The organism is Bradyrhizobium sp. HKCCYLS3077 (assembly GCF_051167555.1).
Classification (GTDB): domain Bacteria; phylum Pseudomonadota; class Alphaproteobacteria; order Rhizobiales; family Xanthobacteraceae; genus Bradyrhizobium.
Genome location: NZ_JBNPTH010000016.1, coordinates 1 through 10257, shown reverse-complemented (window position 1 = coordinate 10257; position 10257 = coordinate 1). Strand labels below are relative to the sequence as shown.

Here is a 10257-nt window from a genome sequence, read left to right as displayed (position 1 = left end):
CTGCACTGCTTGCGAGGGACGGACCGATCGCAAAGCTCGGGCATGATGTGCCGCGAGATTGAGAGGACGTGTCCCGATGAGTCACGTAGCTGTTTGAACCGTGAACGCACCCCACCCACCGCCGTCGTCCCGGACAAGCATCGACGCGCGCCAGCGCGGCGATGCGCCGATCCGGGACCCATACGCCGCAGCGGACGTGTTGGGCAAAAAGCCAATTGCTAGCCTGCCTCAAACCGCTCCCTGGGGGTATGGGTCCCGGCGCCGCGTGCGCAATTGCGCACTAGGCCGGGACGACGGCGGAGTGTGTCGATGCACGGGCCAGCTCGATCAGCCTTTCGCCGCCGTTTTCACCTGGCCTGATCAATGCTACCACACCCATATCAACGGCCCCATCCATACCCCGGAAGCATCGATGTTCGATCTCAACCAGCTGCGCTGCTTTGTCACCGTGGCCGAGGAGCTGCATTTCGGCCGCGCCGCGGTACGGCTGAACATGACGCAGCCGCCGCTGTCGCGGCAGATCCAGGTGCTGGAGCACATCATCGATGCGGCGCTGCTCGAGCGCACCAGCCGCTCGGTCAAGCTGACGCCGGCGGGACGCAGCTTTCTGCCTGAAGCGCGGCGCATCCTGAAGATGGCGGAGAGCGCGGCGCAGGTGGCGCAGCGCATCGCCAGCGGCAAGAGCGGCTCGCTCAAGATCGGCTTCACCGCGGCGGCCGCCTATGGCTTCCTGCCCGATCTCGTCGCCGCCTGCCGGACCGAGTTGCCCGAAGCCGACCTGTCGCTGAAAGAGATGGTGTCGGGCGACCAGATCGAGGCGCTGGCCTCCGGCCAGATCGACGCCGGCCTGCTGCGGCCGCCGATCGCCCGCCCCGAATTCGCCACCCGCCGCGTCGTCGCCGAACCGCTCTGCGCCGCGCTGCCCCGCCGCCATCGGCTCGCCTCCGCCGAGAGCGTGTCGATCCGCGACTTCGACAGCCAGCCCTTCATCATGTATTCGCAGACCGAAGCGCGCTACTTCCACGATCTCCTGGTCTCGCAATTCATGCGCGCCGAGGTGCTGCCGCGCTACGTGCAGCATCTCAGCCAGATCCATTCCATCCTCTCGATGGTCCGTGCCGGCCTCGGCCTCGCGATCGTGCCGGAGGCCGCCGCCAGCCTGAAGATCGCCGATGTCCGGCTGCGGCCCCTGAAGCTGCGCAATCCCACGCCGGCCGAGCTGTTCCTGGTCTGGCGGCGCGAGCACGACAATCCGCTGCTGCCGGCGCTGGTCGAACTGGCGGGCAAGCTCGCGGTGCAACAGACCGAGGATTGATGCCCGGTCTGTATCAATCGATACCGTGATTGGCTTGGACCGGCATTGAACTTGGTCCTACGACACGCCTCAGGACGACGCGCGCGGGCCGCGCCACGCGACGTTACACACCGGAACAAGCGCTGAGGACACGCACGATGAGCAAGATGACCCCACAGGAAATGGCCGCGAAAATCGGCAGCGGCCTGCTCTCCTTCCCCGTGACGCCGTTCAAGGCCGACTACTCCTTCGACGAGGCCACCTATCGCGCCAATATGGACTGGCTGTGCGGCTATGAGGTCGCCGGCCTGTTCGCCGCCGGCGGCACCGGCGAGTTCTTCTCGCTCACCGCAGCCGAAGTGCCGGAGGTGGTGAAAGTGGCCGTCGACGAGACGCGCGGCCGCGTGCCCGTGCTGGCCGGCACCGGCTACGGCACTGCGATCGCCCGCGAGATCGCGGTTGGCGCGGAGCAGGCCGGCGCCGACGGCCTGCTGCTGCTGCCGCCCTATCTGATGCATGCCGAGCAGGAGGGCCTCGCCGCCCATGTCGAGGCGATCTGCAAATCGGTGAAGATCGGCGTCATCGTCTACAATCGCGACAACGCCATCCTGCAGCCGGACACCTTGGCGCGGCTGTGCGAGCGCTGCCCGAACCTGGTCGGCTACAAGGACGGCATTGGCGACATCGAGCTGATGACCCGCGTCTACAGCAAGATGGGCGACCGTCTCACCTATATCGGCGGCCTGCCGACCGCGGAGACCTTCGCGCTGCCCTATCTCGACATGGGCGTGACGACCTACTCCTCGGCGGTGTTCAACTTCGTGCCGGAGTTCGCGACGAACTTCTATGCCGCAGTGCGCAAGCGCGACCACGCCACGATCCATGCCGGATTGAAGGATTTCATTTTGCCGCTGATCGCGATACGCAACCGCAAGAAGGGCTATGCGGTCTCGATCATCAAGGCCGGCATGAAGGTGATCGGCCGCGACTCCGGCCCGGTCCGCCTGCCGCTGACCGACCTGACCGAGGCCGAGATGGCCGAGCTGACCGCGCTGGTGAAAGCGCTGCCGGGCGCAGTCTCGGCGCAGCAGGCGGCGGAGTGATGATGAGACGGCCGTCGCCGCAGTGACGGCCTTTCCCCTCATCCTGAGGAGCTTGCGCAGCAAGCGTCTCGAAGGATGAGGCCGCAATTGGGGCCTCATGGTTCGAGACGGCGCTCCGCGCCTCCTCACCATGAGGAGACGCTAGAACGAGAGACGACGACGGAGGAGCATGATGAGTCACGAAGCCACCAGCACAGGAATCTCCGGCGCGCCGGTCGTTACCGGGATGGAGGTCATTCCGGTCGCGGGCCGTGACAGCATGCTGCTCAACCTGTCGGGCGCGCATGGACCGTTCTTCACCCGCAACCTCGTCATCCTCACCGACAATTCCGGCCACACCGGCGTCGGCGAAGTACCGGGCGGCGAAAAGATCCGTCAGACCTTGGAGGATGCGAAGAGCCTGATCGTGGGCCAGAGCATCGGCGCCTGCAACACCATCCTCGCCACGATGCGCACCGCGTTCGCCGACCGTGATGCCGGCGGCCGCGGCAAGCAGACGTTCGACCTGCGCGTGATGATCCATGCCGTGACCGCGGTGGAGTCGGCGCTGCTCGACCTGCTCGGCCAGCATCTCGGCCTGCCCGTCGCGGCGCTGCTCGGCGAGGGCCAGCAGCGTGCGTCCGTCGAGGCGCTCGGCTATCTGTTCTTCGTCGGCGACCGCAGGAAGACCGATCTTCCTTATGCGACCGGCGAAGGCGAACGTGAGGGCTGGTATACGCTGCGACATCAGGAAGCGATGACGCCCGAAGCTGTCGTGCGGCTCGCCGAGGCCACCCACGATGCCTATGGCTTCGCCGACTTCAAGCTGAAGGGCGGCGTGCTCCAGGGCGAGGCCGAGATCGAGGCGGTGACTGCGATCGCAAAACGCTTCCCGCAGGCCCGCGTCACGCTCGATCCCAACGGCGCCTGGTCGCTCGACGAGGCGATCGGCCTGTGCAAGGACATGCACGGCATCCTCGCCTATGCCGAGGACCCCTGCGGCGCCGAGGCCGGCTTTTCGGGCCGCGAGATCATGGCCGAATTCCGCCGCGCCACCGGCCTGCCGACCGCCACCAACATGATCGCCACCGACTGGCGGCAGCTCAGCCATGCGCTGCGGCTCGGCGCGGTCGATATTCCGCTGGCCGATCCCCATTTCTGGACCATGCAGGGCTCGGTGCGTGTCGCGCAGACCTGCAAGGACAATGGGCTGACCTGGGGCTCGCACTCCAACAACCATTTCGACATTTCGCTGGCGATGTTCACCCATGTCGCCGCCGCAGCCCCCGGCAAGGTCACCGCGATCGACACCCACTGGATCTGGCAGGACGGTCAGGCGCTCACCAAGTCGCCGTTGCAGATCAAGGGCGGCAAGATCGCGGTGCCCGAGCAACCCGGGCTCGGCATCGAGGTTGACCGCGGCGCCATCGAAAAGGCTCATGAACTTTACAAGAGCCACGGGCTCGGCGCACGAGACGACGCCGTCGCGATGCAGTATCTGATCCCCGGCTGGACCTTCGACGACAAGCGACCCTGCCTCGTGCGGTGACGGATGTAATCGGCTAGATTGTGCCAGCACAGTCGCGCAAGCCTGGAGAGTTTTGACATGAACGCGATCCTCAAGAATTTCATTGCCGGCGAGTGGGTCGACGGCAGCGGGGTCACCCGCAACATCAACCCGTCGAACACCAACGATGTCGTCGGCGAATACGCCAAGGCCGACAAGGCGCAGACCGAGAAGGCGATCGCCGCCGCCAAGGCCGCCTTCCCCGCCTGGTCGCGCTCGACGCCGCAGGAGCGCTATGACGCGCTGAACAAGATTTCCGCCGAGATCCTGTCGCGCAAGGAAGAGCTCGGCCGCCTGCTCGCCCGCGAGGAAGGCAAGACGCTGCCGGAGGGCATCGGCGAGGTCGCACGCGCGGGGCAGATCTTCGCGTTCTTCGCCGGCGAGGCGCTGCGCCTGACCGGCGAGAAAGGCGCTTCCGTGCGTCCGGGTCTCGATGTCGAGATCACCCGCGAGGCGGTTGGCGTCGTCGGCATGATCACGCCCTGGAATTTCCCGATCGCCATTCCCGCCTGGAAGATCGCGCCCGCGCTCTGCTACGGCAACACTGTCGTGTTCAAGCCGGCCGAGCTGGTGCCGGGCTCGGCGCATGCGCTCTCCGAGATCATCGCGCGCTCCGGCATTCCGGCCGGCGTGTTCAACCTCGTCGTCGGCTCCGGCTCGGTGGTCGGCCAGACCCTGCTCGAGCATCCGGACGTTGCCGCGATCTCGTTCACTGGATCGGTCGGCACGGGGCGCAAGATCGCGCAGGCCTGCGTGCTGTCGAACCCGATAAAGAAGTTCCAGCTGGAGATGGGCGGCAAGAACCCGCTGGTCGTGCTCGATGACGCCGACGTCAAGGTCGCGGTCGAAGCCGCCGCCAACGGCGCCTATTTCTCGACCGGCCAGCGCTGCACGGCCTCGTCGCGCCTGATCGTCACCGAGGGCATCCACGACAAGTTCGTCGAGGCGCTGACCGAGCGGCTGAAGGGCCTCGTCGTCGACGACGCCGTCAAGCAGGGCACGCATATCGGCCCGGTGGTCGACGGCAATCAGCTCGAGCAGGACCAGCGCTATCTCAAGATCGGCCAGGACGAAGGCGCCAAGCTGGCGTGGGGCGGCGAGCTGCTCAACCGCGAGAGCCCCGGCTTCTACATGCAGCCGGCGCTGTTCACCGAGGCCAACAACAACATGCGCATCGCGCGTGAGGAGATCTTCGGACCGGTGGCCTGCGTCATCCGCGCCAAGAACTACGACGAGGCGCTGGCGATCTCCAACGACACCGAGTTCGGCCTCGCCGCCGGCGTCTGCACCACCAGCCTGAAATACGCCTCGCACTTCAAGCGCAACAGCGAGGCCGGCATGGTGATGGTCAATTTGCCGACCGCCGGCGTCGACTACCATGTCCCGTTCGGCGGCCGGAAGGGCTCGAGCTACGGCGCCCGCGAGCAGGGCTCCTACGCGCGCGAGTTCTACACCACAGTGAAGACGGCCTACACCTTCCCGGTGTGAGCCTGACGATCGTGAACTAACAGCCGGGCCGCATCCGCGGTCCACTCCCTCTCCCCGTTCTTCACGGGGAGAGGGCTGGGGTGAGGGGCAGCCGCACGGGAAGTGCTCGCGGTGAGACCTGTACCCCCTCACCCGGATTGTATCTTCGATGCAATCCGACCCTCCTCGCAAGCGGGGCGAGGTGAAGAGAGTTCGGAGCAAGAAGAACGGTGGGCACGCTTCGCTTTGCCCACCCTACGAATTGAGGGAACGGAGCCAGCATGAACCAGCAGGTCGTGAACCAGGAGCCGCGGGTCATCAAGCTCAACGCGCGCGACAACGTCGCGATCGTGGTCAATGATTTCGGCCTGCCTGCCGGCACCAAGCTGCCCGACGGCCTGACATTGAAGACCTTCGTCCCGCAGGGCCACAAGACCGCGCTGGTCGACATCGCCGAGGGCGCGCCGATCATCCGCTATGGCGAAATCATCGGCACCGCCAAGTCGCCGATCGCCGCCGGCGAGTGGGTCGACGAGGCCCGCATCGACATGCCCGAGGCCCCCGCCCTCGACCAGCTGGAAATCTCCACCGCCGTCCCGGCGCCGCTGCCGCCGCTCGAAGGCTACACCTTCGAGGGCTATCGCAACGCCGACGGCTCGGTCGGCACCCGCAACGTGCTGGGCATCTCGACCTCGGTGCAATGCGTGAAAGGCACGCTCGAATACGCGATCAAGCGCATCAAGAGCGAACTCTTGCCGAAGTACCCCAACGTCGACGACGTCGTCGCCCTCACCCATGCCTATGGCTGCGGCGTCGCGATCACGGCGCCAGATGCCGTGGTGCCGATCCGCACCTTGCAGAACCTCGCGCTCAATCCGAATTTTGGCGGCGAGATCCTGGTTGTCGGCCTCGGCTGCGAGAAGCTCGCGCCGGAGCGGCTGCTGCCGGAAGGCACTGAAGACTCGATCGTGCGCATGCAAGACGAGGCCTTCGACGGCTTCGGCGCCATCGTCGAGGCCATCATGACCCAGGCCGATCGCCGTCTGGCCGAGCTCAACAAGCGCACCCGCGAGACCTGCCCCGCCTCCGATCTCGTCATCGGCCTGCAATGCGGCGGCAGCGACGCCTTCTCCGGCGTGACCGCCAATCCCGCCGTCGGCTTCGCCGCCGACCTGCTGGTGCGCGCCGGCGCCACCGTGATGTTCTCGGAAGTCACGGAAGTTCGCGACGCGATCCAGCTGCTCACTCGCCGCGCCATCAACGAGGACGTCGGCCGCGCGCTCATCCGCGAGATGGACTGGTACGACGCCTATCTGGCGCGCGGCGGCGCCGATCGCAGCGCCAACACCACGCCGGGCAACAAGAAGGGCGGGCTTGCCAACATCGTCGAGAAGTCGCTGGGCTCGATCGTCAAGTCCGGCTCGGGCCCGATCCATGGCGTGCTGGCGCCGGGCGAGAAGGCCAAGCAGAAGGGCATGCTGTTCGCGGCGACGCCGGCCTCCGACTTCATCTGCGGCACCCTGCAGCTCGCCTCTGGCATGACGCTCCAGGTGTTCACGACGGGCCGCGGCACGCCCTACGGCCTCGCTGCCGCGCCCGTCATCAAGGTCGCGACCCGCACCGAGCTGGCGCGGCGCTGGAAGGACCTGATCGACTTCGACGCCGGCCGCATCGCCACCGGCGAGATGACCATCGAGGAGACCGGCTGGGAGCTGTTCAAGCTGATCCTCGACGTCGCGAGCGGCCGCACCAAGCCGTGGTCCGACCGCTGGGGCATTCACAACGACCTGACCTTGTTCAATCCGGCGCCGGTGACCTGAGGGAGTGCTCACCCGGCGATGCCAGTTGCGTTGCTCGAACCTCTCCCCGTCATTGCGAGCGAAGCGAAGCAATCCAGAGTCCCGCCCACCATCCTGGATTGCTTCGCTTCGCTCGCAATGACGCGTAGGGTGAAGCAACGAGCCTCGACAACGAAGGCCGGGAGGAAGAGCCAGATGTCCAGCTTCAGCCGCTTCGCCGCGATCGCCGTCGCTACCCTCCTCTCCATTGCGACGTCCCACGCGCAAGACGCCATCTCCGGCGTTCCGCGCGAGCTGCTCGAGGACATCGCGACCGGCAGCCGCGTGCTCGCCGATCTCGGCGTGGTCGATGCCTTCGGCCATGTCAGCGCGCGGCACCCGACCAATCCCAAGCACTTCCTGATGGCGCGCTCGATTGCGCCGGCGCAGGTCACCGCCAACGACATCATGGAGTTCGACGAGAACGGCGAGCCGGTCGATGCCAGGAACCGCGCCGTCTTCCTCGAGCGCTTCATCCATGCCGAGGTCTACAAGGCCCGCCCGGACGTCAACGCCGTGGTCCACACGCATTCGCCGGGCGTCGTGCCGTTCAGCGTCAGCCGCACGCCGTTGCGGCCGCTCTATCACAACGCCGCGTTCCTCGGCGAAGGCGCGCCGGTGTGGGAAATCGGCAAGGAGTTCGGCGTCACCGACATGCTGGTGCGCAACAATGCCATCGGCAAATCGCTCGCGGCGGCGCTCGGCGACAAGTCCGTCGTGCTGATGCGCGGCCATGGCGACGTCACCGTCGGCCCCGTGGTGCAGGCCGCCGTGTTCCGCGCCTACTACACCGACGTCAATGCGAGGCTGCAGGCCCAGGCCATCGGTCTCGGCTCGGACGTCACCTATCTCAGCGCCGAGGAGGCCGCCAAGGCCGACGGCGTCAACATGGTGATCATGGACCGCGCCTGGGCGCTGTGGAAGCAGAAGGTGACGCCGGCGGCGAAGTAGTGTCCCGATCTTCGCCACCGTGCTGATCATAAAACCCTCCTACACCGCGCCTTCCGTCTCGACATAGAGCGCGTAGAGCGAATGCGACGCCGCCATGTAGAGACGGTTGTTCTTCGGACCGCCGAACGTCAGATTGGCGCAGCGCTCCGGCAACCGGATGAAGCCGATCGGCTTGCCCGACGGATTGAACACCATCACGCCGTCGAGATCCTCCGACCTGCCCTTGAGCGGAAACACCTTGCGGCCGTTGACGTCCAGCGGATCCGAGGCCAGCGCGCCGTTCGAGCCCCAGCCGCACCAGAGATTGCCGTCGCGGTCGACGCGGAAGCCGTCGAGCGAGCCCTGGTCGGCCGCATCGATCAGCTTCACCTTGTTGCCGACCGTGCCGTCGGCATTGACGTCGTAGCTCCAGATGCTGCGGTTCGGCGTGCCCTTCCACTCCACGACATAGAGCTTCTTCTCGTCGGGCGAGAAGGCGAGCCCGTTCGGATTGACGAGGTCGGTGATGACGGCGGTCAGCTTGCCGTCGGTGCCGATCCGGAACACGTTGGTCGTGGCCTGCTCGGACTTGGCCTTGAAGCCTTCCCAATTGCCGTTGATGCCGAACAAGGGATCGGTGAACCAGATCGTATCGTCGGACTTCACCACGATATCGTTCGGTGCGTTCAGCCGCTTGCCCTCGAAGCTGTCGGCGAGCACGGTGACGGTGCCGTTCTTCTCGGTGCGGGTGATCCGGCGCGTCACCGAATGCTCGCAGCTGACGAGCCGTCCCTGGCGATCGCGCGCATTGCCGTTGGCGTAGTTGGCCGGACTGCGGAAGACGGTGAAGCTGTCGTCCTTCTCGCTGTATTTCATGATCCGGTTGTTCGGGATGTCGCTGAGCAGCAGGACACCTTCGTCCGGGAAGTAGGCCGGCCCCTCCGCCCAGCGCATGCCGCTGGCGAGTTGCTCGACGGTCGAGCTGTAGAGACGATATTTCGCGAAGCTCGGATCGAGGATCTCGACCGCGGGATCGGGATAGCGCTGGTTGGGCTTGAAGGCGAAGGATTGCGCTCTCGCCTGGCCGGAGATGGCGAGCGCCGCACCGCTCAGCGCGGCCGACAGGATGCCGCGACGCGACAAAGTCATCAGTTTCCTCCAAATGGTTCTTGTGTTGGGCCATAGCTTGGCCGTGTCTTTCCCATAGATGCTGGCTGTGGAACTTTCTATTGCTTTTGCGGTATCGATCGCACCGCGCCCCGCCCTGCTGCATCACGCCACATGCGAGGGGGCCCGACCGTTCGCGGCCCGGACCTCTTTTTGCCGCAAAGTTGACACATCGCTCAATGCGAGAGATGATTCCTGCCAGGCCTATCCCGCGCATGCCCCTGCCCATTCTTCGCCTCGCCGCCGTTGCGCTCGGTCTGAGCCTGGCCACGCCATGCAGCGCTCAGCAGCCGGTGGCAGCGGCGACCTCGCCGGAGGAGCAGCCCGACATCGATCTTTACGCGCTGATGTCCGGGACCTGCCGCACGCTGAAGGTCGACGGCCGGGATTTCCCCTGCAAGACCGTCGCGTTCTTCCATAGCGAAAAGGGCCGGGCGCATTTCACGGTCGCACTCGACGATCCCGCCGACGAGAGCCACATCATCGCCTTCTCCGGGGTCAACGGCCGCCGCTCGATCCAGAACATCTACGAGCTGCCGATCGACCGCATGCTGCTGAACTCCAAGCACCGCCCGAAGGTCGACGGCATTCCGGTTCCTGCCACGCAGAGCTCGTCGGGACACTGCCGGCAGGTCGGCAACTTCGCGCTGCTCAAGGTGACGAGCGTGACCTGCTCCGCCAAGGACGACGCCGGCCGTGCCTATGAGCTGCAATTCGTCTCCGACGGCACGCCGATCACGTTGCGCCGGGTGCGGCAGACGATGACCAACGCCGAGCACAATCCGTATCAGTAGTGCAGCGCGACGGCATCGGACGTTCGATTTCACACATTCAAACATCGACATGAAAGCGCGATCTCGCGGCATGTGATGCCCGAGTTGTTCGATCCGTTCGTCCCTCGCAAGACATGCA

The 10257-nt window shown here is 65.9% G+C and carries 8 protein-coding genes; 7 read left to right on the top strand and 1 reads right to left on the bottom strand.

Features of this window, described 5'->3' with window-relative positions; translation table 11 throughout:
• Positions 1 to 412 precede the first annotated feature (412 nt).
• The 6 genes from ACQR0Z_RS34965 (at position 413) to ACQR0Z_RS34940 (ending at position 8199) form a co-directional block, all read left to right on the top strand.
• Positions 413 to 1315, top strand: a complete 903-nt coding sequence (locus ACQR0Z_RS34965) for a LysR substrate-binding domain-containing protein (protein ID WP_434921688.1) — start codon at positions 413 to 415, stop codon at positions 1313 to 1315.
• Between the two features lie 137 nt (positions 1316 to 1452).
• On the top strand, positions 1453 to 2397 hold the full coding sequence (gene kdgD / locus ACQR0Z_RS34960) for a 5-dehydro-4-deoxyglucarate dehydratase (RefSeq protein WP_434921687.1): 945 nt from the start codon (positions 1453 to 1455) through the stop codon (positions 2395 to 2397).
• Between the two features lie 172 nt (positions 2398 to 2569).
• On the top strand, positions 2570 to 3925 hold the full coding sequence (gene gudD, locus ACQR0Z_RS34955) for a glucarate dehydratase (RefSeq protein ID WP_434921689.1): 1356 nt from the start codon (positions 2570 to 2572) through the stop codon (positions 3923 to 3925).
• A gap of 57 nt (positions 3926 to 3982) precedes the next feature.
• The gene (locus ACQR0Z_RS34950; protein WP_434921686.1) at positions 3983 to 5431 is read left to right on the top strand and encodes an aldehyde dehydrogenase family protein; all 1449 of its coding nucleotides are present in this window, start codon (positions 3983 to 3985) and stop codon (positions 5429 to 5431) included.
• 260 nt (positions 5432 to 5691) lie between these two features.
• Positions 5692 to 7230 carry a galactarate dehydratase gene (gene garD, locus ACQR0Z_RS34945; protein WP_434921685.1) on the top strand — a complete coding sequence of 513 codons (1539 nt, stop codon included), beginning with the start codon at positions 5692 to 5694 and terminating at the stop codon, positions 7228 to 7230.
• Positions 7231 to 7404: 174 nt separating this feature from the next.
• Positions 7405 to 8199 (top strand): class II aldolase/adducin family protein, encoded by a 795-nt coding sequence (locus ACQR0Z_RS34940; protein WP_434921684.1) that lies wholly within the window; start codon positions 7405 to 7407, stop codon positions 8197 to 8199.
• A gap of 39 nt (positions 8200 to 8238) precedes the next feature.
• Here ACQR0Z_RS34940 and ACQR0Z_RS34935 read toward each other — a convergent pair whose 3' ends face one another.
• Entirely contained in the window at positions 8239 to 9327 is a 1089-nt protein-coding gene (locus ACQR0Z_RS34935) for an SMP-30/gluconolactonase/LRE family protein (protein WP_434921683.1), read from the bottom strand.
• Between the two features lie 233 nt (positions 9328 to 9560).
• On the opposite strand from ACQR0Z_RS34935, the gene ACQR0Z_RS34930 reads away from it, so the two are divergent.
• Entirely contained in the window at positions 9561 to 10139 is a 579-nt protein-coding gene (locus tag ACQR0Z_RS34930; protein ID WP_434856092.1) for a hypothetical protein, read from the top strand.
• Positions 10140 to 10257 lie beyond the last annotated feature (118 nt).